Origin of the sequence: Pseudoalteromonas ardens (genome assembly GCF_030125445.1) — a bacterium.
GTDB lineage: Bacteria > Pseudomonadota > Gammaproteobacteria > Enterobacterales > Alteromonadaceae > Pseudoalteromonas > Pseudoalteromonas ardens.
On sequence record NZ_JASJUV010000001.1, the window covers coordinates 869,921 to 894,384 of the forward strand.

13 protein-coding genes and 2 CRISPR repeat arrays are annotated in these 24,464 nt (G+C 49.7%); of the genes, 12 read left to right on the forward strand and 1 reads right to left on the reverse strand.

Going from position 1 to position 24,464, the window contains the following annotated elements; translation table 11 throughout:
- Positions 1–16 precede the first annotated feature (16 nt).
- The 12 genes from QNM19_RS03285 to QNM19_RS03340 all read left to right on the forward strand — a co-directional run bounded on the left by QNM19_RS03285 (position 17) and on the right by QNM19_RS03340 (position 22,652).
- Entirely contained in the window at positions 17–718 is a 702-nt protein-coding gene (locus tag QNM19_RS03285) for a porin (protein WP_049865390.1), read from the forward strand.
- 150 nt (positions 719–868) lie between these two features.
- Positions 869–1,123: a hypothetical protein gene (locus QNM19_RS03290; RefSeq protein WP_010379919.1), complete on the forward strand. Its 255-nt coding sequence runs from the start codon at positions 869–871 to the stop codon at positions 1,121–1,123.
- A 9-nt stretch (positions 1,124–1,132) separates the two neighbouring features.
- Complete coding sequence (locus QNM19_RS03295; RefSeq protein WP_049865391.1) at positions 1,133–1,567, forward strand: hypothetical protein; 435 nt, start codon at positions 1,133–1,135, stop codon at positions 1,565–1,567.
- A 255-nt stretch (positions 1,568–1,822) separates the two neighbouring features.
- Positions 1,823–6,254: a CRISPR direct-repeat array (repeat unit 32 nt; unit sequence GTCGCGTCCTTCACGGACGCGTGGATTGAAAC).
- A 506-nt stretch (positions 6,255–6,760) separates the two neighbouring features.
- Positions 6,761–9,244 (forward strand): CRISPR-associated helicase Cas3', encoded by a 2,484-nt coding sequence (gene cas3 / locus QNM19_RS03300; RefSeq protein ID WP_284026317.1) that lies wholly within the window; start codon positions 6,761–6,763, stop codon positions 9,242–9,244.
- A gap of 370 nt (positions 9,245–9,614) precedes the next feature.
- The gene (gene cas5c / locus QNM19_RS03305; protein ID WP_049865520.1) at positions 9,615–10,319 is read left to right on the forward strand and encodes a type I-C CRISPR-associated protein Cas5c; all 705 of its coding nucleotides are present in this window, start codon (positions 9,615–9,617) and stop codon (positions 10,317–10,319) included.
- Entirely contained in the window at positions 10,316–12,286 is a 1,971-nt protein-coding gene (gene cas8c, locus QNM19_RS03310; protein ID WP_284026318.1) for a type I-C CRISPR-associated protein Cas8c/Csd1, read from the forward strand. The genes cas5c and cas8c overlap by 4 nt, the downstream gene beginning before the upstream one ends.
- A gap of 18 nt (positions 12,287–12,304) precedes the next feature.
- The gene (gene cas7c, locus QNM19_RS03315; RefSeq protein ID WP_049865517.1) at positions 12,305–13,174 is read left to right on the forward strand and encodes a type I-C CRISPR-associated protein Cas7/Csd2; all 870 of its coding nucleotides are present in this window, start codon (positions 12,305–12,307) and stop codon (positions 13,172–13,174) included.
- Between the two features lie 2 nt (positions 13,175–13,176).
- Positions 13,177–13,812, forward strand: a complete 636-nt coding sequence (gene cas4 / locus QNM19_RS03320) for a CRISPR-associated protein Cas4 (RefSeq protein ID WP_049865516.1) — start codon at positions 13,177–13,179, stop codon at positions 13,810–13,812.
- Entirely contained in the window at positions 13,809–14,840 is a 1,032-nt protein-coding gene (gene cas1c / locus QNM19_RS03325; protein WP_049865515.1) for a type I-C CRISPR-associated endonuclease Cas1c, read from the forward strand. The genes cas4 and cas1c overlap by 4 nt, the downstream gene beginning before the upstream one ends.
- An 11-nt stretch (positions 14,841–14,851) precedes the next feature.
- On the forward strand, positions 14,852–15,145 hold the full coding sequence (gene cas2 / locus QNM19_RS03330) for a CRISPR-associated endonuclease Cas2 (RefSeq protein WP_046007370.1): 294 nt from the start codon (positions 14,852–14,854) through the stop codon (positions 15,143–15,145).
- Positions 15,146–15,341: 196 nt separating this feature from the next.
- A CRISPR array of direct repeats spans positions 15,342–20,163; the repeat unit is 32 nt; unit sequence GTCGCGTCCTGCACGGGCGCGTGGATTGAAAC.
- A gap of 447 nt (positions 20,164–20,610) precedes the next feature.
- Positions 20,611–21,753 carry a hypothetical protein gene (locus QNM19_RS03335; protein ID WP_284026319.1) on the forward strand — a complete coding sequence of 381 codons (1,143 nt, stop codon included), beginning with the start codon at positions 20,611–20,613 and terminating at the stop codon, positions 21,751–21,753.
- Positions 21,754–21,977: 224 nt separating this feature from the next.
- Positions 21,978–22,652, forward strand: a complete 675-nt coding sequence (locus QNM19_RS03340; protein ID WP_049865812.1) for a hypothetical protein — start codon at positions 21,978–21,980, stop codon at positions 22,650–22,652.
- Between the two features lie 326 nt (positions 22,653–22,978).
- On the opposite strand, the gene QNM19_RS03345 is transcribed toward QNM19_RS03340, so the two are convergent.
- The gene (locus QNM19_RS03345) at positions 22,979–24,442 is read right to left on the reverse strand and encodes a metallopeptidase domain-containing protein (protein WP_049865811.1); all 1,464 of its coding nucleotides are present in this window, start codon (positions 24,440–24,442) and stop codon (positions 22,979–22,981) included.
- Positions 24,443–24,464 lie beyond the last annotated feature (22 nt).

The following is a 24,464-nucleotide window of genomic DNA, read 5'->3' on the forward strand; positions in this document are numbered from 1 at the left end:
AGTAAAAAGGAAAACGATGAAGCAGTTATCTCTTGTGGCTGGATTAGCCACGCTTTTGGCTGGTGCGCCTGCGGCGGCTCACACGATTAACCTTGATAATGTAGAAGTGGGCTACAAACGTTTTGCAATTGATGACAAAGATCTTGAGCCACTTGATGGTTTGGCAGGCATCAATCTGGCAGTGAGCAAGCGCTTTGATAACCTGTATATAGAAGGTCGTTACTACAATGTGAGTGATGATCTTCGCGTAAGCCAAAGCGATCCGTTTTTGCGGTCTACAAATCCAAAATTCTGGACCTTGGATACTGAATTTGAAATTCAGCAATATACAGTGGGTGCAGGCTATATCCACACTCTCGACGAAACGTCTATTTTTGATGTGAGCCTGCATATTGGTCGAGTTGACCTGTCGCTGGATAGTACGCTGACGGTTGCTTACCAGGACGGAAGCGTGTCGGTCAGACCATCGGGCGCGTCTGCTGAGGACGATGCCACTATCTATCGTTTGCGTGGTCAATATCAGACACGAGTGCTGGAAAATATTGAATTAAAAGCAGGGTTAGGCTACGAAAAAACCACCGGAGAAGACGGCGATAGCAGTCCACTTTTCTTTGTAGGTGCAGGCTATCACTTTAACAGCATGTTCTCGGTAAATACAGAGTATCGCAACGTTGACGACTACAATACACTGGACGTTAATTTTAGATACAGCTTCTAAATCGCGTATTACAAGCATTAAGTAGGGGGCCAGCCATTTGACTGGCCTTTTTTGATCTTCAACAATGAAAGAGTTGTGCATTGTTTTGTTTGCACCCCCATCCTTATTCCACTAATATTGGAAGAAATCCGGAAACTTTTTGGAGTAAATATGGCAGACAGTAAAAAAACTGAAGTACGCTTTTCCGTCGACGCAGACTATCTGGCGCAGCTACAACAACGCTTAGGATTAAAAAAATCCAGCGATCTGACCAAAGTTGCACTCACGCTGCTGGACTGGGCATCTGACGAAGTGGTGCATGACAGAGCCATTTTATCGGCAGACAAACAAGGCAAAGACGTACATCGGTTGGTCATGCCCGAACTCAATAACATCAACAAATCAAAGCCGAGCGCACAACACTAGGTACACAGGATGACAGGGAACGCACAGGACAGCGACCAAAACCACACTCCATCGCCATGGCAAAACCTGGATTTAAGCTCTGCCCAGGACTCATCACCCATGGAAGCCCCGGTATCCGATCCGGAGCCACTGACCGGCAAAGAAAAAGCCGGTGTGAACCTCACCTGGGGGATCATTGCAGTATTAATTGGCTTTCTGCTTATTATTCTCAGCATTTTTGTGTGGGGCGAAATCCGCTTTTTTAACGCCATCACCAGCAACCCAGACAACACACTCAGCGCCGAACAAATGCAGGCCAAACTTGAGCTGCTCGCCAGCCAGCGCGCCACCTTCCGTGCATTCTGGTTCGACACGCTCCAGCTGATCATACTCAATGTGCTCTTCCCAACCCTCACCGCACTACTGGGCTATGTGTTTGGCACCAGCAGGAATAATGGGGCGTAAAGAAGATCTCTGTTCCTGGGCAAATATGCTTGCCAAAGTCTATATTTAATCGCTAAAAAAACCTGAAACATGAAAGGTAGCGCTAACCCTTAGTTCTCATGAAAATCCCGGGAGGTTAGCGCTCTTATATGTTCTTTAAAAATAAAGATATTTTTTCAGCTGCTTAGATTAGAGCTGGGTTGGTCGTATTGTTTTTGCGAGGTTAGCGCAAAACCTGCAATTTTGCTAAGCTGGCTGTGCCTTACAGCTAAGGCTGTCGCGTCCTTCACGGACGCGTGGATTGAAACAATCGAGCATACACGTGACGACCCGATTTAATGGTCGCGTCCTTCACGGACGCGTGGATTGAAACTTCTTCAAACTCATCGTCGAAAAACGAGTCAAAAGTCGCGTCCTTCACGGACGCGTGGATTGAAACCCAGGGCAGAATATGGGTGATCACTGGATGGCTGTCGCGTCCTTCACGGACGCGTGGATTGAAACTTTTGTACCTTACCTTATAGTCACAACTTGAAGGTCGCGTCCTTCACGGACGCGTGGATTGAAACTTGCAGCCATAGTTCTTGCGGTGATCATGTTTTGTGTCGCGTCCTTCACGGACGCGTGGATTGAAACGGTCCTTGCTATCCGTATTGCCCTCCGGTAGCTGGTCGCGTCCTTCACGGACGCGTGGATTGAAACTTTATACCCTGACTCGTACCAAACATCTCTTTTGTCGCGTCCTTCACGGACGCGTGGATTGAAACTGAGCACTCTATGCGACCCAGAATGACCGCACCAGTCGCGTCCTTCACGGACGCGTGGATTGAAACTATCCTCGGAGGGGTCTCCCAATCGGGATTTAAGGTCGCGTCCTTCACGGACGCGTGGATTGAAACAGCGTGGTGATTATTAGCTATCTCGTGGCGTGGGTCGCGTCCTTCACGGACGCGTGGATTGAAACCAAGTGTGGGTGTCTTGCTGATTCGATTGCTTTGGTCGCGTCCTTCACGGACGCGTGGATTGAAACCATCACACTGAGCAACGCATCGGCCGTTATACGATGTCGCGTCCTTCACGGACGCGTGGATTGAAACAACAATTACGTACTCACCAGTTGGCGGCTCTCTCATTGTCGCGTCCTTCACGGACGCGTGGATTGAAACCATGCGTGGCTATTGCACGAGCATGATTGTGAGGTCGCGTCCTTCACGGACGCGTGGATTGAAACACCTTTTAGCTCACCACTATTAACCAATTCCTGGTCGCGTCCTTCACGGACGCGTGGATTGAAACGTCGCATGTGTGGCAAAGCTCTTTCTGAAATTTTGTCGCGTCCTTCACGGACGCGTGGATTGAAACAGAGCGACGAAGTCGCCTTGGACTTGTGTCATTAGTCGCGTCCTTCACGGACGCGTGGATTGAAACATCAGATTGGGCGGCGTTTTGTATTGCTATGGGTGTCGCGTCCTTCACGGACGCGTGGATTGAAACGTCGAAATTGAAAAGGAAAAGGCCCGCCAACCCGTCGCGTCCTTCACGGACGCGTGGATTGAAACAACTGTGCAGGGGTTGAAATGAAATCTCTGTATGGTCGCGTCCTTCACGGACGCGTGGATTGAAACCATTGCGACGTTTTGAACAACCAGTGCAGCAGAGTCGCGTCCTTCACGGACGCGTGGATTGAAACATCGTAGAGCTGGTCAATCACAAAGGTGCCCCAGTCGCGTCCTTCACGGACGCGTGGATTGAAACGATATGCAGCGTTATGCAGGCGCGAAAATTGTACGTCGCGTCCTTCACGGACGCGTGGATTGAAACGTTTATGGGACTAATCGCATGACGCCTGTATTTAGTCGCGTCCTTCACGGACGCGTGGATTGAAACCCGATAGTACACACCGGGGTCTGTGGTACAGGCGTCGCGTCCTTCACGGACGCGTGGATTGAAACACAGACAAACAAATCCAGTCTCTCAAGCCCAGAGGTCGCGTCCTTCACGGACGCGTGGATTGAAACAATAGCCTGGGCTTTGAACAATTGTCGTTCTTCCGTCGCGTCCTTCACGGACGCGTGGATTGAAACTTGCTCGATATTCACACATCATTTTTTCAGTAGTCGCGTCCTTCACGGACGCGTGGATTGAAACCAAATCTGTTAGCTCATCGGCGTCACCGGAGGTTGTCGCGTCCTTCACGGACGCGTGGATTGAAACGTTTTTACCGGGAAGCACTGTGAACTTGCTGTCGTCGCGTCCTTCACGGACGCGTGGATTGAAACACATGGCTATTTGTGTTGCTATCAACAATGGGGCGTCGCGTCCTTCACGGACGCGTGGATTGAAACGCGGGATACACCAGATTAAAAATCGACGCCTTAGTCGCGTCCTTCACGGACGCGTGGATTGAAACTAATTTGTAAATGTTGCGAACTACAACTTTCTGTGTCGCGTCCTTCACGGACGCGTGGATTGAAACGGCTCCAATGGCCTTGAATATGTACCTGGTGAAGGTCGCGTCCTTCACGGACGCGTGGATTGAAACCAGTGGTAAAAAGGATTTAATGCATGATTATATTTGTCGCGTCCTTCACGGACGCGTGGATTGAAACACAACCCAAATTTTGTGAGTTACTGGACATTGGCGTCGCGTCCTTCACGGACGCGTGGATTGAAACCATGAGTACACAGTTAGCAACTGGGCAGCCTCAAGTCGCGTCCTTCACGGACGCGTGGATTGAAACACGAAAATCAAATCTGACACTGATAAATATAATCGTCGCGTCCTTCACGGACGCGTGGATTGAAACCCCAGTACTTTGGCGGTATTCAGTCAGCGTTACTGTCGCGTCCTTCACGGACGCGTGGATTGAAACGCCTGCAAATTAAAGATTGGATTTTGCGGGGCTGTCGCGTCCTTCACGGACGCGTGGATTGAAACAGCATCACCCCGTCTTCGGCTTCGATTAATTCGGTCGCGTCCTTCACGGACGCGTGGATTGAAACTTGCAGGTTGCGTGTATCATGTCACTTCTCCACGTCGCGTCCTTCACGGACGCGTGGATTGAAACCGCTGCTGCTGCGAACTTGAGTACGAACGAGCGGGTCGCGTTCTTCACGGACGCGTGGATTGAAACCTCTGGACGAATATCCAGACGCTCGCGGACGTAGTCGCGTCCTTCACGGACGCGTGGATTGAAACCCCGCATTTCTGCGGGTACTTGGCGGTTTCCGAGTCGCGTCCTTCACGGACGCGTGGATTGAAACTATTTTGTCGAAGAAAACGCGACTGGCGTGGGTCGCGTCCTTCACGGACGCGTGGATTGAAACATTTAAAAGCTGGTGGGCACGTCATAGAGCAAAGGTCGCGTCCTTCACGGACGCGTGGATTGAAACCTCAAATTTGACGGCTACGGTGATGTAGTTTCATGTCGCGTCCTTCACGGACGCGTGGATTGAAACGACAACCTGAGCCACTACGTGCAGGAAGGTTCAAGTCGCGTCCTTCACGGACGCGTGGATTGAAACTTTCAATCATCCAGAAAGGGCTTGATTGTATTGGTCGCGTCCTTCACGGACGCGTGGATTGAAACTAATACTCAAGCACCTTATCAAAGTAATGGCATGTCGCGTCCTTCACGGACGCGTGGATTGAAACTGTCGAACTTGATGCAGAATTGCGGGATATATATCGTCGCGTCCTTCACGGACGCGTGGATTGAAACTCAATAGACTTCATAGCCACCCCCGATTTTTTAGTCGCGTCCTTCACGGACGCGTGGATTGAAACTTGATGACAGGCAAAAAGCGCTGATGCGTGTCGGTCGCGTCCTTCACGGACGCGTGGATTGAAACCTTGGTTGTAATTTAGAACTAAATTAAAACTACAAGTCGCGTCCTTCACGGACGCGTGGATTGAAACGCGTGCATCCATAGCAGATTGTATGATGGTAGCGTCGCGTCCTTCACGGACGCGTGGATTGAAACGCATCATTGGTATTTGCGAACTGGCTGGAAGAGGTCGCGTCCTTCACGGACGCGTGGATTGAAACTCATTTAGGGCCGTACTGAGTAGCGTTCGGGGCTGTCGCGTCCTTCACGGACGCGTGGATTGAAACCCCTTTCGTCCGTTGCCAGGTAAAGTTGCTCGTGTCGCGTCCTTCACGGACGCGTGGATTGAAACTGTTTCAATACTCACTTTTAAACTCCTGCTACGCGTCGCGTCCTTCACGGACGCGTGGATTGAAACCTTCATTCAACTCTGATATTGCCTGGTACCATATGTCGCGTCCTTCACGGACGCGTGGATTGAAACAGAGACCTTTTCTTGCCACTTTGATAATGACTCGTCGCGTCCTTCACGGACGCGTGGATTGAAACCGCATATACGCACATTGCGGCGCGTAGTGGGTTGTGTCGCGTCCTTCACGGACGCGTGGATTGAAACTTTGCTTGGCTTCAATATCCAGTCGCAGACCAGCAGTCGCGTCCTTCACGGGCGCGTGGATTGAAACACCGATTTATGTAAATGTCGCACAAATCAGAAAACGTCGCGTCCTTCACGGGCGCGTGGATTGAAACGTTGGCAGCACCATGGGCGGGTTGTTTATCGCGTCGCGTCTTTCACGGGCGTGTGGATTGAAACCAGTTGATGCTGAGCCAAAATACCTAACGCTACTGTCGCGTTCTTCACGGGCGCGTGGACTGAAATATATAGTTGAAGGAGTGCGGGGTATTTGTCCACAAAGCTTGGCCTTTCGGTGATCCTTAATCTTAGCTTAGCAAGTTACGAATCGATGTTTAGGCCTTGCCCTTTTTATTAGGGTAATCGAGATTTCGCTATGGGTATGTTTGGACATAGTAGCTGTCCAGCTAATGACCACAAAATACCAAGTGCTACTAAGATTAGGCCAGTAAGAAAAATAGCAAAGCTTATTAGCAGAGTAAAAATAGCCGCTAAAACTGGGGCACCCAACATGGCACTGAGCCACTCATATTGTGCCGTCAGGTAAACCCAACAGAATAAAAGGCACCAAGGGAATAAAGTGCCGGGCTCCAACAAGCTTGTGACCCAGCTATCCAGTTTGTTTAGAAGCTTTTCAGGTGTTGCCATCATTGTTTTAGATCACATTTTAATTTAAAAATTTATTCATTTAATTTACATTCTTAGCTGTATAGGCAAAATAAACAATAAATTAAGCGCTAAAAAGGAGTTTTATGCCATTTATTGCCCACCCCGCAGCAACAGGAAGCGAACATCAAAGCGTCCTTACTCATTTGCGCGCAGTCAAAGAGCTGGCTGAAGCCCTTGCCGAAAAATTTGGCTATGCACAAGCCGGTGCCTTGATTGGTCTGTTACACGACTTTGGTAAGTATAGCGCCGCTTTTCAAGGTTATATGGACGATATTATTACCTTAAAGCAGGCCCATGCTAACCCCGACCTGGATGAGGATATTGAATCCCTGGCAAGAACGGTGAAGGGACAAAAAGGCACAATCAATCACTCCACCGCTGGTGCGCAATGGTTGGTTAACCACCTTATGCAGATTGCCCCTGTGATTATTAAAGAAGACAGCTCACTGAGCCAGTACTGCATGGTCGTTGTGCAGGGACTGGCTTTATGTATTGTGTCTCACCACAGTGGGTTGATCAATTGCCTGGCCGAACCAGGTGGCGGTTTATTGAAAAGGCTAAAACTAGGAGAAGAAGACGCGCACCTTAACGAGTGTATTGAGAATGCCGACCCAGATGTTCTGAACGAAGCCCGTAAGCTGGCTGGTTATGACTTTTTAAAATCAGCTGCACAAGCGCTTAAAAGCAGTCTTAGCCCGTATTGCTCAAACAAAACAGAACATGACTTTTATCTGGGCATGTTTGTTAAACTTTGGTTTAGCTGCTTAATTGATGCAGACAGAACAGACAGCGCCGACTTTGAAACACCCGGCAATGATCCCGCACGCAATACACAAGCAGACTGGCACATGGCTTGTGCGCTTTTAGAGTCAAAAATTGCCGGATTTGATACAGAGGGCATTAACCAGATCCGCGCGGCTATTTCAGCTAATTGCCAACAAAAGGCGTTAGGTCAGCAGGGCATATACAGCCTTACCGTGCCGACGGGGGGAGGAAAAAACCTCGCCAGTCTGAGATTTGCCTTACACCATGCTAAACAACACCAGCTCGACCGTATAATCTATGTGATCCCTTACACCTCAATTATTGAGCAAAATGCCCAGGCAGTCAGGGACGTCTTTGGTGATGAGCTGGGTGAGCAATGGGTGCTTGAACATCACTCAAATCTGGAGCCCGAAGTGCAAACCTGGCGCACCAAACTGGCCTGCGAGAACTGGGATAAACCCATTGTGTTTACCACTATGGTGCAGTTTCTTGAGAGCCTATTTGGTGGCGGCACACGTGGCGTAAGACGTTTGCACCAGCTGAGCAAGGTGGTGCTGATCTTCGATGAGATCCAAACCTTACCGATTAATTGTGTTCACCTGTTTAATAACGCCGTGAACTTTTTGACCCGGCATTGCTATACCACAGCCGTGATGTGCACCGCGACACAGCCACTACTGAACAAACTACCCGAGCGGGTAAGGCCACGGGGTGAGCTGGCACTCACAGGTGACAATGAGCTGACTCCGGATATTTCAAAGCTCTATCAGGCACTGGAGCGTGTTACGGTTCGCAACCTTGTGCGGCCTCGGGGCTGGGACGAAAGTGAACTCACAACGCTTATCGCACAGCAGCTTGAAGCTAATACCAGTTGTCTGGTTATTGTGAATACCAAACACTGGGCTAAAGCCTTGTATCACGCACTCAATGAACACTTAGCCTGGCCGGATGGTATTTTTCATCTCAGCACAGATATGTGCGCGGCGCACCGCAAAGCAAAACTTGACGAAATAAGGTCGCGCCTAGAAGACGGCTTGCCTACCTTATGCCTGTCAACCGCGCTAATCGAAGCCGGCGTTGACGTTGATTTTAATACTGTAGTGCGATTTTTAGCAGGCCTGGATTCCATTGCGCAGGCAGCCGGGCGTTGTAATCGCCATGGCAGACAACAAGGCATGGGCGAAGTTTTGGTGGTGAATCCGCACAAAGAAAACCTCACTATGCTGATGGATATCAAACAGGGCGTTGCAGCAACTAAGTATATCCTGGATGCGGATGACTTTGATGAGGCCAAGCTGTTGTCGCCCGAATATACCACACGTTACTTCGATAAATACTTTTATGAGCGTTGCGATGAAATGGGTTACCCGACAGGCGCGCATGGATTGACCAAAGGCCAAAGCCAGTTGGTTGACTTGCTCAGCAGCAACGAAAAGAACATTGAAAAGTCGCCTATTGCGATCAGGCAGGCATTTATGGCTGCGGGTAAAGCGTTTAAAGCAATCAACGCGCCCACGCAGGGGGTGATAGTCCCGTATGACGATACAGCCAAAACGCTGATCAGCGCGCTGCTGGCGCTCGATAAACGCTTCGATGCGGCGCAGTACCGTGCATTGTTACAACAAGCACAAAAGTACAGCGTGAATGTGTTTACTCACAAGTTAAAGCAGTTGCTGGATAGTGAAGCGGCCTACCCGATAGCAGAGGGAGAGCCGGTGTACTACCTGCGGGATGAGCATTACAGCAGTGAGTTTGGATTGAGTTTAGAAATCTGTGGTGAGCAGGGTTTTTTGGGATGTTAAGTGAAAAGAAGAGAGGCTAGGCCTCTCTTTAATTTAATAGTGTATCTAATACTATTTCAATCCACGCAGCTAGCAAGTAGCCACGACGAGCGCAATTTTATAGTTAAACTAATAATAGTTCAAATCAGTGAAATTGTATCGCCACGATTTTGGCAATTAGTATATCTTATACTGAAGTTGATCTTGTGGTTGTGATGCACTATAGTTGTTTCTATCGAACAGTTATGCTGGTGCATTTATGGATTGGTTACCCAAGACTCTGCAAGAATTACGCTTACTACAAAAAGATAGATTTTATGCTGTCGTAGTAGTTGCTGTAATTGCATTTTTCATTTTTGTTTATCTAGGATTTTTAAAATAAGGAACGTATATGAAAAACAGTATCAGTTTTCGTTTATGGGGGCGGCACGCGTTGTTTTCCGATCCCATTACCCGGGTGGGTGGCGAAAAGTGTTCTTACCATATCCCCACCTACGAGGCCATAAAGGGCGTACTAAAGTCCATTTACTGGAAGCCCACGCTGGTCTGGCATGTTGATAAGGTGCGGGTAATTAAGCCCCTGAGAACACAAACCCGAGGCACCAAGCCACTGAACTGGGGCGGTGGTAACAGTCTGGCCTATTACACTTTTTTGCATGACGTTGAATATCAGGTGCTGGCGCACTTTGAATGGAATGAACATCGTCCTGAGCTGGCTCAGGATCGTGTTGATGGTAAGCACTTTGCCATTGCTAAGCGGATGCTGAACAAAGGCGGACGCCAGGATATCTTTCTGGGAACTCGCGACTGTCAGGGCTATGTGGAACCTTGCGAGTTTGGCGAAGGCAAAGGCGCGTTTGATGACACAGACGAACTGGGCTTTGGTCTGATGTTTCATGGCTTCGATTATCCGGATGAAACCGGCAAAGATGAATTACGAACCCGTTTTTGGCATGCAGTGATGAAAAACGGTGTGATCGATTACCCTACGCCCAAAGAATGCCCGGTAAATCGGTATGTTCGTGATATGAAGGCCAAAGCATTTGAGCTGGATAGCAATATGCAACCGGTGGCGAGTACGGAGGAAAGCCTATGAGTTGGCTTGCAAAACTATACGACACCTACGAGCAGGCACAGCAAAGATTTGCCGATGCGCCGTTGGATGAGCAGATTATGCCTATCAGCCACACACCCCAGACGGCACATATTCATGTACGCCTTAACGGAAACGGGGCGTTTTTGGGAGCCGAAGTCCTGCCGGAAAAAACACAAATTGTGTTGCCCGCAACGGAAAAATCAGCGGGCAGAAGCAGTGGTTTATGTGCCCACCCGTTGGCAGATAAGATCCAATATACTGCCGGTGACTATGAAGCGTTTGGTGGTATTAAAAAACCAGGGTTCGGTCTATACCTGACCCAGCTTAAAGCCTGGGCAGACTCGGAATTTTGTAAATCCCCCTTACAAGCGATTTTGCGTTATGTAGAAAAAAGAACACTGGTTGCTGATTTAGTTGAGCAGGGTGTATTGCATGCGCAAGACGGTGTGCTCCTGACTGAGTGGTCAGGGGAGGGCGACACTCCTTCATTACTCAAACTGCTGCCAAAGCAGCAGGGAAAAATTGACCAAGGCGCTGCGCTGGTTTGCTGGAGTGTAGAGCAACCGGGCGAGCTGCAAAGTAAAACTTGGCTGGATCCAGAATTGCAACAAAGCTGGATTGCGTTTGATGCACAAAACGGCGGCAACGCAGAACTGTGTATGGTGACTGGCGAGGAGTTACCTGGGTCTGATAATCATCCTGCTAAGCTCAGGCACAGCGGCGACAAGGCCAAACTGATCTCTTCAAATGATAGCAGTGGTTATACCTACAGAGGACGCTTTAGCAGCGGACAGGAAGCCAGTTCGGTCAGTTTTGAAGCCACCCAAAAAGCGCACAACGCGCTGCGCTGGTTACTGGCAAGGCAGGGTCACAGAACCGGCGATCAGGTTTATCTGGCCTGGGCGATATCAGGTAAAGCCGTACCGGACCCGGCTGAGCAGGACTGGTTAAACTGGATGACAGCCAAGCCTGAAGTAGATCACACAATGGACCTGGGTGAGCGTTATGCCAATAATCTGAACCATTACTTTAATGGCCTGACAGGGCCTGAGCAGCTCGAAAAAAACGAGCAAATCGCCATGATAGGGATTGATTCAGCAACCCCCGGACGCATGGGGATCTTGTACTATCGAGAAACGGTGGCGGAAGATTTTCTTGCCCGGCTAAAACAATGGCAGCTGGACTTAGGCTGGTGGCAGCGGGTTAAGCTGGATGACAAAAACAGCGGCTGGCGGATCTGTGCCCCGTCGTTATACAGGACACTCGATGCCACTTATGGGGATGTGCTGAAATCCTCTGAAAGCCTGAAGAAAAACCTGGTGGCCCGGCTCTACCCCTGCATCGTCGAAGGCAGCCCAATCCCCAGAGACATAATGAACAATGCATTCCATCGCGCAGTTAATCGGGTGGCTTATAAAAGCGACCAAAACTGGCTGTGGGCGCAAAACCTAGGGGTCGCCTGTGCGCTGATCCGGGGTTACTACAAGCGTACAAAAATCAAATCTGAACAAAAGGATTACGAGATGGCACTTCAAGAAGACTACAAATCACGCGACTACTTATTTGGTCGCTTGCTGGCAGTAGCCAACAAGATTGAGCAAATTGCATTGTCGATAGGCGACAGCAAGCGAATGACCACAGCAGAGCGATATATGAATCGCTTCGTGAATAAACCCAGTTCAACCTGGCTGACCATAGTATCGGCTTTGGTGCCCTATCAGCAGCGTATTTTTGCTCATTATGGTGAGTCGTTCGAACGGGCATACACACTAAAGCTGGCGCAAATTACAGATTTATTTGCTGAGGTTGAGCAGTACAACTCAGACAAAAAACTATCGCCGGAATTCTTGCTTGGTTTTCATAGTCAGATGATGTGGCTGGAGCAGCATTCGCCTGTGAAAGGTCAGTGGCAGCCCAAAGCAACCAACAAAACCGAACCATCCTCACCACAAACCGAATCAGTTTAATTTTAAAAGGAATGAACCATGAGCTTAACGAACAAAATTGACTTTGCCCTGATCTTTACCGTTAAAAATGCTAACCCCAACGGCGATCCGCTGAATGGCAACCGCCCAAGAACAGACTACGATGGTTTTGGTGAGATCACCGATGTGTGCCTTAAACGCAAAATTCGCGACCGTTTACAAGAAGCGGGTGAAAGTATCTTTGTTCAGTCGGACGAAAAGAAATCCGACGGCATGCCCAGCCTAAGAAGCCGCGCTGAATCAGACGAATTTGGGGTAGGCAAAGACACCTTTAACAGCAAAAAAACGCCCGTCGATACGGCGGCTAAAATTTGCTGCGAAAAGTGGCTGGACGTGCGCGCATTTGGGCAGGTTTTTGCCTACAAAGGCAGTGGCAGCGATGGCGTATCCATCCCTGTACGTGGTCCGGTGACCATACAAAGTGCATTCAGCCTTGAGCCGGTGAGCATTTCTAGTACCCAGATCACCAAAAGTGTCAGCGGTGAAGGTGATGGTAAAAAGAAAAGCTCAGATACCATGGGCATGAAGCACCGGGTTGATAATGCAACGTATGTTGCCTTTGGTGCGATGACGCCTCAGTTAGCTGAAAAAACCGGCTTCAGTGATGACGATGCCGACAAGCTAAAGGCTGTGTTACCTCGCCTGTTTGAAGGCGATGCCTCTTCGGCACGCCCGGAGGGTTCTATGGCAGTTTCTCACCTTATCTGGTGGCAGCATAACAGTAAGTCGGGACAGTATTCTTCTGCCAAAGTACACCAGACACTGCGCAGCCATATTGAAAATGGTGAATCGCTTGATACGTCGGCACTGAACGATGCGTTGCTCAGTGCACTGGAAGGGTTAGAGCCACAAGTGATCGAAGGGTTTTGATCATGCACTCGGACGTAGCTGATCGTCGCTCAGTGACGATCTCTGCGTTGCAGCACTATCTATTTTGCCCCCGGCAATGTGCATTGATCCACCTGGAACAGGTATGGCAGGAAAATTTTCTGACGGCCCATGGTCGTCAGTTACATGAGCGAGTAGATAGTGGCGCGCCGGAGTCACGCAAAGGTGTGCGCTTCGAGCGGGGTGTTACTGTAAATGCGCCCAAGCTAGGCTTGCATGGTCAGCTCGATTTGCTGGAGTATCACACCGCAAGCAGTACCTACTTGCCGGTTGAATACAAGCGGGGCAAGCCCAAAGCTACCAATGTGGATAAAGTGCAGTTGTGTGCTCAGGCACTTTGCATGGAAGAAATGATGGCGACTCAGGTAGAAGTGGGTGCGTTGTGGTACTGGCAAACGCGTAAACGTTTAGAAGTTGAAATTGATGCCGCATTGCGTGCTCAGACCCTGGCATTGCTTGAGCAAATCCAAAACCTGTTCAGGCAGGGCCGAACACCCCAACCTGAATATGGCAAACACTGTAAAGCCTGCTCTTTGTATGAGTTATGCCAGCCAAAGCTGATGCAAGGGGACAGATCAAGTGCCTATGTGTTGGCCATGTTCAATCTGGATGAAAAATGAAGAAACTCCAAAACAGTCTGTATATCACCAAAGACGGTGTTTATTTGCATAAACAGCGAGAAACCCTGCTGATTGAGCAACGCACCGAGGGGGTCAAAGAAAAGCTGATGCAGCTCCCTATTCACTCTATTGGTAGTATTTTTTGCTTTGGTAATATTATGGTTTCTCCCCAGCTGTTGGGGTTTTGCGGTGAAAGTGGCACGCACCTGAGCTTTTTTGATATGCAGGGACGGTTTCTGGCAAATGTGGTGGGTAAACAAACCGGCAATGTGCTGCTGCGCCGTCAGCAATATCGGGTGATCGATCAGGCATCGACCGAGATTGCCAGGTTGATAGTCAGCGCGAAAGTGCGGTCAAGCAGAACTTTTTTACAGCGCCACCGTCGCAATCATGGCGACAGTGACACGCTTAATAAGGCCATCAACCGGCTCAGACAGATCTTAGAACAGCTGGAAGTACAGCTTGATTATGAGCAAGTGCTGGGCATGGAAGGGGAAGCCGCTGCACATTACTTTGCCGCTTTTGCTGATGTGATTAAAGCGAATCAAAATGGCAAGTTATTCAATGGCCGCAGCCGAAGGCCACCCAAAGATCCCGTTAATGCTGTGCTCTCGTTACTTTACTCAGTGCTTGGGCAGGAAATAAGTGGTGCATTGCAAGGTGTTGGCCTGGACCCGCAAGTGGGGTTCTTACATAAGGAACGACCGGGGCGCGATAGTCTGGCACTTGATCTGCTAGAAGAATTTCGGGCACCGCTGATAGATACCTTGGTAGTGACCTTATTCAATCGTGGGCAGCTTTCAGAGTTTGACTTCACAACCGATAGCGTAGGTGGCGTAACGCTAAAAGATGAAGCCAGAAAGCGGGTTTTTCAGGCTTATCAGAGTAAAAAGCAAGAAGAGATCCGGCATGAGTTTTTACAGGAAAAAATTCAGTTGGGTTTACTGCCGCACGTGCAGGCCATGCTACTGGCTCGGCATATTCGGGGCGACCTAGAATGCTACCCGCCTTTTTACCTGAAAAAGTAAGGATATACACTATGATGGTATTGGTGACTTATGATGTTTCTTTTGAGAGCGAAGACGGACAAAAACGCTTACGTAACCTTGCCAAGGTCTGCCTGGATCATGGAGTGCGCGTACAGTACTCAGTATTTGAGTGCGAAGTAGACCCGGCGCAGTGGGTGAGTTTTAAGGCCAAGTTGTTAAAAATCTATGATCCACAAGTCGACAGCCTGAGGTTCTATAAATTAGGCAAAAACTGGCACAATAAAGTGGAACATCACGGCGCTAAAGCGGCCATTGATATTTTTCGTGATCCACTCATTCTTTGATCCCCAATTTGAATACCTCAGCGCTACCCCCTGGTTCTCATAAAAACCCTGGGAGGTTAGCGCTTATGTATGTTCTTTAAAAATAAGGCTATTTTAAATTACCGCTGGCTTGGCAGTGTGTTTGACCATGATTTTTATCGAGGTTAGCGCAAACCAAGCATTTTTGCTAAGCTGGCTGGGCCTTGGCAACAAGGCAGTCGCGTCCTGCACGGGCGCGTGGATTGAAACTTTGTTTGCTGCTTTTAATGCTTACCAGACCAGGTCGCGTCCTGCACGGGCGCGTGGATTGAAACGCGGTTTTGAGTCTGAATAAATTTTTATCAATAGTCGCGTCCTGCACGGGCGCGTGGATTGAAACGTGGCTTCGGCCATGGCGTCACTGAGACTGGTTGTCGCGTCCTGCACGGGCGCGTGGATTGAAACTGGGTTATTGTCCAGCGTCGTGATCACCTGGCCGTCGCGTCCTGCACGGGCGCGTGGATTGAAACTCGTATAACTCGTTTTTGACGCTCATTCATGCTGTCGCGTCCTGCACGGGCGCGTGGATTGAAACATGGCAGATAAAACATCATACCCCTTAGATTTGGTCGCGTCCTGCACGGGCGCGTGGATTGAAACATCATCTACAAACTGCTTAAAATCCAAGGAAAACGTCGCGTCCTGCACGGGCGCGTGGATTGAAACCTTTTTTAAAATGCTTAAATTGGTAAAAGTACAAGTCGCGTCCTGCACGGGCGCGTGGATTGAAACGGGTTAATCGGAACATATTTTTTATGTTAACTCTGTCGCGTCCTGCACGGGCGCGTGGATTGAAACCTCGTTTTGCTGCTCGTCTTTTTGATTGACGGCGTCGCGTCCTGCACGGGCGCGTGGATTGAAACGCTAAAAACGCCCTCAGATTAGAGGCTAGTATCAGTCGCGTCCTGCACGGGCGCGTGGATTGAAACAGAGTTTATTTGCCTGTTTTTGTCGCTGTTTTTTGTCGCGTCCTGCACGGGCGCGTGGATTGAAACAGATGCGCTAGCTATTGTCGGTCTCGGGTATACAGTCGCGTCCTGCACGGGCGCGTGGATTGAAACCAGCGCTTTTGAATTGTCCTGAACATCTTCAAACAGTCGCGTCCTGCACGGGCGCGTGGATTGAAACTACGAGCATCACGACTTGTGGTCCAAAACAGGCGTCGCGTCCTGCACGGGCGCGTGGATTGAAACGGTAGGTACTTTGTGTTGCCATTGCCTTAGCCACGTCGCGTCCTGCACGGGCGCGTGGATTGAAACCACACTCCCGATCCCACTGCAAGGGCGCATGGCGTCGCGTCCTGCACGGGCGCGTGGATTGAAACTGGAAGTGGTTTAAGCGAAAGTAACTGCGGCCAGTCGCGTCCTGCACGGGCGCGTGGATTGAAACATGAAGCAGAAATCAGACTTTTTAGTGCATAAAAGTCGCGTCCTGCACGGGCGCGTGGATTGAAACGTTTTTTGAATGAGATCTGACATTACCAACCTGTGTCGCGTCCTGCACGGGCGCGTGGATTGAAACAAAGCAATGTTGAAACAGGGAAAAAAGGGTCAGGTCGCGTCCTGCACGGGCGCGTGGATTGAAACCCAGAAAAATAATGACTTACACCACCCTGAGTGGTCGCGTCCTGCACGGGCGCGTGGATTGAAACACATTGATCGGCCCAGGCAAGCCCTCACCTTCAGTCGCGTCCTGCACGGGCGCGTGGATTGAAACCTTGGTATGCAAACCTAACTGCACCGCGGCAAGGGTCGCGTCCTGCACGGGCGCGTGGATTGAAACAGCTCATTGGTGTTTTATGAAAATATACTACATGGTCGCGTCCTGCACGGGCGCGTGGATTGAAACCGACTATACGGGTTATTCGTGAAGTTGAGCGGGGGTCGCGTCCTGCACGGGCGCGTGGATTGAAACTTTTCTAGTTGGCCAATGTATATGGCAAAAGCAGTCGCGTCCTGCACGGGCGCGTGGATTGAAACCACCTCTCCCACAAACAGGCACAAGGCCCAGTAGGTCGCGTCCTGCACGGGCGCGTGGATTGAAACAGGTTATATTTGTCTTCAAAATAAAAATATGTGGTCGCGTCCTGCACGGGCGCGTGGATTGAAACTCGAAACGTTTTTTCAACCTCTACGTTTTCAAATGTCGCGTCCTGCACGGGCGCGTGGATTGAAACGTGAATAGATTTCGGGAGGAAAAATGGCAAAAGGTCGCGTCTTGCACGGGCGCGTGGATTGAAACTGGGTTCAGGTTTAAGAGATTTAGAACAGAGCAGTCGCGTCCTGCACGGGCGCGTGGATTGAAACCGCAAGTACATCTTACATCTTGCATAAATCACCAAGTCGCGTCCTGCACGGGCGCGTGGATTGAAACCCTGTTGGTGACAGGCGTTTGTGAGTCGCTGCCGTCGCGTCCTGCACGGGCGCGTGGATTGAAACGGTTAGCGCGGTTGCTACCGCATTGACCGCCGAAGGTCGCGTCCTGCACGGGCGCGTGGATTGAAACCCACAACTTCCTGGCTTTGGTATCTTCCATGCCGTCGCGTCCTGCACGGGCGCGTGGATTGAAACAAAAAAGCAGCTCAGGAATCTGTAAAGACACATCGTCGCGTCCTGCACGGGCGCGTGGATTGAAACATACCAAAAATCCAGCAAGCATCTGGACTGTAAAGTCGCGTCCTGCACGGGCGCGTGGATTGAAACCGGCTAGATGGCTATTCTCAGGCACCTGTGAGGCTGTCGCGTCCTGCACGGGCGCGTGGATTGAAACAAGTAAAACGCTGAAACCACACTATCATGTGTTGGTCGCGTCCTGCACGGGCGCGTGGATTGAAACGTCGGGGTCATGCTGTAGTGCGAATCGGCGAAATGTCGCGTCCTGCACGGGCGCGTGGATTGAAACCTCTTCGTCCCATATTTTAAACTGGTGCCCGTTGTCGCGTCCTGCACGGGCGCGTGGATTGAAACACCCTGATCGTTTGCGTTATCAGCAAGCTTTAAAAGTCGCGTCCTGCACGGGCGCGTGGATTGAAACAGTTTGGTCTATGGCTAACGGTACCGTACCCAGAGTCGCGTCCTGCACGGGCGCGTGGATTGAAACGTGTTCTGTTGCTGGACTGGGCTACGCCTGTCTGGTCGCGTCCTGCACGGGCGCGTGGATTGAAACGGGGTGTGTAGATGCTGCATATCCCATATCCTGGTCGCGTCCTGCACGGGCGCGTGGATTGAAACAAATCCCCCCAGCTCCACCACTTTAAAGTGTTAGTCGCGTCCTGCACGGGCGCGTGGATTGAAACTTGCTGCATCGTAGCAATAAGACCCTGGCCAGCCGTCGCGTCCTGCACGGGCGCGTGGATTGAAACCACTGTTACGGTCCCAGCCGTTGGAGTCGTTAACGTCGCGTCCTGCACGGGCGCGTGGATTGAAACTGGCCAAATCCAGAGCCAGAACACTGTCCTTTTTGTCGCGTCCTGCACGGGCGCGTGGATTGAAACATCGTCGCATTGTAAATTGCCTGTGCTCCACCGGTCGCGTCCTGCACGGGCGCGTGGATTGAAACACAATCTAAGTAATCGTTACGCTTTGCTACCTTGTCGCGTCCTGCACGGGCGCGTGGATTGAAACAACAGAACACGGACAAGCTCAGGTACGAACTAATGTCGCGTCCTGCACGGGCGCGTGGATTGAAACCAGTATGTAGTTGTTGAAATAGGTTGTGTAGTTGTCGCGTCCTGCACGGGCGCGTGGATTGAAACCCTTTAAAAAGGCGATGCCCCTGCGCTGCCATCGTCGCGTCCTGCACGGGCGCGTGGATTGAAACCTTTTCTCTCTGCTTTCTGGGCTCTTTCCTTAACCGTCGCGTCCTGCACGGGCGCGTGGATTGAAACTTTTATCTCGGTATCAAATTCAATTCTTATTGTTGTCGCGTCCTGCACGGGCGCGTGGATTGAAACTCATTAATGTGCGGCTTTCCATTATTCTGGGGCGTCGCGTCCTGCACGGGCGCGTGGATTGAAACAACGATAAAATAGCTCACTGCATCACCTCCATACGTCGCGTCCTGCACGGGCGCGTGGATTGAAACCCCACAGAGCAATTTATCTAATAGGAACCGGTAGTCGCGTCCTGCACGGGCGCGTGGATTGAAACCCAGTTGCCATTCAGTATTGTTGATTTCGCCCGGTCGCGTCCTGCACGGGCGCGTGGATTGAAACAGTTCAATCGTTTGGTTGTTTAGGTGCTCCGGGACGTCGCGTCCTGCACGGGCGCGTGGATTGAAACAATTAAATTATATTGCTTAGAGGTTAGACAGCAGTCGCGTCCTGCACGGGCGCGTGGATTGAAACGTGGTCCAACTTGAGTGTCACTTCCGCTTCAACCGTCGCGTCCTGCACGGGCGCGTGGATTGAAACAACCCAAGCCTGAAACCCAGTAAAAAACAAAACGTCGCGTCCTGCACGGGCGCGTGGATTGAAACATCTCAACGATGGCTGGTACGCAGAATGGATGCGTCGCGTCCTGCACGGGCGCGTGGATTGAAACCAAACCCCTTCGCCAGCTGCGGCAATGATCTTCGTCGCGTCCTGCACGGGCGCGTGGATTGAAACAGGTACAAACAGACGGGTAATATTTTTACTGAAGTCGCGTCCTGCACGGGCGCGTGGATTGAAACATTCAGGTGGTGGTGCTGCGCAAGGGGCTTTTGAGGTCGCGTCCTGCATGGGCGCGTGGATTGAAACACCACCCAATCAGCTGCAAGGCCAGTCATGGCCGTCGCGTCCTGCACGGGCGCGTGGATTGAAACCGCAGCGCCCGACACATAGTGTTGTATTATGGGATGTCGCGTCCTGCACGGGTGCGTGGATTGAAACGGGGTTGCGTGTATGCCAGCGGATTGAGCTGCAGTCGCGTCCTGCACGGGCGCGTGGATTGAAACCAGGAATCATTTAACCCCCTTAGTGGTGTATCGGTCGCGTCCTGCACGGGCGCGTGGATTGAAACAGCAAAGACCCGATGGGTGTCATCAATAAATTGACCCCGCAGAATATAGCAAACAGAAAAGTGTTCCCCGTACTCACAGGGCTAAACCGGTCTGGGCTGTACTCAAAGTTGGGGCCTACTTGTATTCCCCGTACTCACAGGGCTAAACCGGTCTGGGCTGCACTTAAAGTTGGGGCCTACTTGTATTCCCCGTACGTACGGGTCTATATCGACATTTGATTAGGCCAAGAGTCTCCATGAAGCTATGTCCATCGGTCGTTCCCTCGTTGTGCGCGTCGTTCTAAAGTGGCAAGCGTGAAATTGCTCACTCTCTGTTCACCTCTCTCTGTCATGCGTTTACCTCAACAAGCTACGAATAAAGCGAATTTTGATATTTAATACTGAGTAAATCAGTGTTAATAGCACGCACCTGGTTAAACGATTTAAGTAACCGATAAGGATAGGCATATGAAAAGAGCTTTGAGTATCTTAGTGATAGTGCAACCTCTCCTTCTTATTTTTATGTTAGGGGGGATACTCCAGGGAGTTTACGATATTGATTATGAGGATAACTCTATATATGATCCTGACTCATTGATGGTGAATATTCTGGTAGGCTTGACTGTATTCTGTGCTTTTTTACATATAGTAAAAGAGCTAGCTAACAAACTAGATGATACCTATTTTCAATATGCCCAAAGGACGCTTAAACAAATTGAAACGGCGAAAAAGCTAGCGCTGCTTTTTGCTGTGTATTGCTTGTCAGTATATTTAACGGTTGGTTTTTTGACGTCACACTCCCTGGTTGATGCTGAAGACAAGGCAATACAATATGGTTTTTTCATTTGGTTATTTACAATTTCGTTGTATTTCTTGTTCTCTAAAAATGAGCAGGAAGAAGACCTTAGACTTCTGAGTATTAACCAAAACAAAGTACTTATTTCGGTAATTGAAAAACTCCAAAAGCGGGCTAATGAACTAAAGCTCGTATGCAGACTAATTGCTTTGGCGATAGCTTTATGTATTGCGACGGGGATATCATTGTTTTACTTGGCAGATACTAATGCTCGGAATTTTGACCCTGCATTTCAGACAAAAAAAATAATGGATCAGCATAATCATCTTTTTAGCGATGGCAGTCGATATGGGCTTAATAGAAAACCTGAGGCTATTACAGAGGAAGAGTTTAAAAAAGAGGTAAAAATAATTTCCGATGGAATAGCAAGTTTAGAAAAAAGGTTTATAGATGATGCGAATAAAAACAAAAGTGAATCTCACATGGTCATTGTTTCATCTTTGTCTACACGGATCGGAATTATATTTCTTTTGGTTTTCCTGGTACAGATTCTAGTATCAATGCTTCGTTATAACCTCAAACTTGCAGCGTTATATAACAGCAGGGCAGATACTCTTCGTTTGGTTAAAAACGTTAGCGATTTAGATATCAGTTATCTTAAAGAGCTTTTCCGAACTGACAATATTCAGTTTACAGGGCCAGAAGCGAATAGTGCTGTTGAACAGGCTGTTGATCTGGCTAAAGCAATTATGAGTAAGTCGGGTAAAGATAGTTCAGTCGAAACTAAGAAATCGGCGGATAACAGTGCAGGGTAACTCTACATAGCTTTGTATTATGCAAGCGGCGATTAGTTTATCAATACTCTAATTGCCATCCACACATCGGCGTATTTGCAGTCATGCCTTTTGCTACATATCAGTTCAGTTTCCCGGCATGATCTACCTATGTTATAGGCCCCCACCTTGAATAAAATAGCTGGCTATTTACTGAAAAATCAATACAATGTCGCGCTCATTTTAGGTACATATTTAGGATTGATATGAAGCAGTTACCATCTTTGGCCGGTTTGGCCTTGTTGTTATTTGGTACGAGTGCCATGGCAGAGCAAGCTCAGGCGGTAAATTACGATTATGTTGAGGTGGGTTATAAACGTCACAGTGAAAGCTCGGACTTGTCCCTTGGTGGCATGCAACTCACCCTCAGTAAACGCGTCAACGAGTTTTACTTCGAACTAAATGCAGAGCAGTTTGAAAGAAGTGGTCCTGAAGTTGACCATTTTGAAGGCTTTGGCACCATGTATTCAAATGACGAGTATGAACTGAATCAGTATCGTCTGGGTGGTGGCTTTGTCTTCGACCTGGACACTACCTCAGCGATTGATGTCGGTTTGTTGCTTGGTAAACTGGAGCTTGATTATCGCTCTGAATATTGGACCAGACGCAGCGATGGTTCAAACTCGGAGTTGCGTTATGCCAGTAGCTCCAGAGATGTAGATTTTTGGGACCTGCGTGTTCAATATCAGACAGTCTTTTTTGACAATCTGGCGCTCAAAGCCGCAGTGGGATACGAACACTTGTCAGGCGAAGCGCCTAATAGTCTGTACGGTTTGCTGGCTGTGGGCTATCACTTCAATGAAGCCTGGTCTGTGAACACGGAATATCGTTATGTGGATGAGTATCGCAACTGGGGTGTAAACCTACAGTACGCATTTTAATTGCTTATCAAATGAGGTCAGCCATGTTGTGCTGACCTTACCTACGGTATCCGCTTTTCTCATCAAAACCAGACTGTCTGCGTTCAGCTTTCCTTCTGCCAATTCTGTTTCGTCTCCCTATTATATCGTCGTGTTTAAGAACACTTGCCTGTTTAATTCAGGCTTACGGTGACAACGTAGCTTGTATGTTGAACGGCTTATGGGCTCAGTTCCTGTGCAATCGTTACCATTGTGGAACTGGAATACGAGGGTGTACACCAAAATAAGACAGCAGGAGGGGGCCTGCTATCTTATTAGTATGGCAATGTATGCGTTAAGTCATTGCTTTATTTCAGTTCTACCTGTACTTCAATCCATGCGTCGGGCGTACCTACAGTGCCGCCTTTGCGGGTGGGGGTGATGGTAAATCCGCCCCAGTGATCGGTATAGCTTTGACCTATGATCAGCTCGGAGTCGGTTTGGTCATCGCCCCACCAGCCGGGTGTTTTGGAGCCCGGGGTCATATCCAGCAGATAGGAGGTGGTTTTCCAGAATCGCTCATCGGTTTCATTTTCAAAATAGCCTTGTAAGTTGATCAGCACGCCATTTTGCGTATCGGTATATCGGTCGTGCGAGGTACGGTATTCCAGCCAGTAAGTGTATTTGCCATTGCCAGACTTTAAGCGCAGGCCAATGTATCCCTGATTGTTAGCGGCCTGGTCAAAAGCATAAATACGGTAGGTACCCGAGGCATTAATCACCGGTACTTCACTGTCGGTCAGCCAGCCAAAAAAGTGTTTGTACAGCAAGTTGTAGGCCTGTAAAGAGTGAGCGCCCATGCCCATCATGCTGTAAACATTGCCATAGTTCAGGCTCTCTGTGTCGTAATCACCTACGCCGATGACTTTACCCGGACCTGCTTCCAGTGCTTTGGCGTGGCGCAGCCCCAGTGCGTGTCCCAGTTCGTGCGCAATCACACCTGTGGTGTGGTGGTAAAGTGAAATACTCGGTGGTGCAGCGCTGGAGTTAAAGTTGCCTACCTGGGGTGCCACCATCATCACCACCTGAGCATTGCCCGGGGCATCCGGGTCAACACCGAGTGCACTGATCTTACTTTTCCACAGGGCGGTCCAGCCATGGAAGTCGTTGTCATAGGTGCTCTTAGGCTGATTGATGTGAATGACGGGCGTACTGGTGTCGTAAGTGACATTAAAGCGGCCATAAGACTGCTGATCGTAGTAGGTAGTGACTCCTTGTAAGTCACTTTCCATGGTCGGCCATGTCAGTGGGGTGTCGCTAAACTGAAAGCGATACACCTGAATATTGACATGATCGTATGGGTACCCGTCGTTGCCACCCGGGGGCTCTGTTGGTGGCTCTGTAGTATCTGTGGTTCGACAGGTCGTAGCACCCAGATCGACGACAATAGAGCTGCCGCTGTGGCTGCCATCCAGTGTGATATAGCCCCAATACGAAGCGGGACGTTTCAGCACAATACATTCTTGATTGCCCGGTGTGGAAGAGCTAGGGTCGCTGCCGTCCAGCCTGGGCCAGCCACCACTGCGGGCATACAGGCTGAGGTCGCCAGTGCCGTAAGCGGTACTGATGGCAACGTTGTCATAGTTGTCCAAATTCGCCACGCTCAGATAGGTACGCGAGCTGGCTGGCAGACAGACGGTTTCTCCATCTTGCAACGTCCTGCCGGTGAAGGGAGCAGAAGTAGCGCATTTATCTTCCAGCTGGGCTGCGATAGCCGGGCCATTGAGTAAAACAAGCAGTGGTATGCACCACGTGTGTTTAACCAGATTCATCGTTCTTTCCTTTACAGTTGTT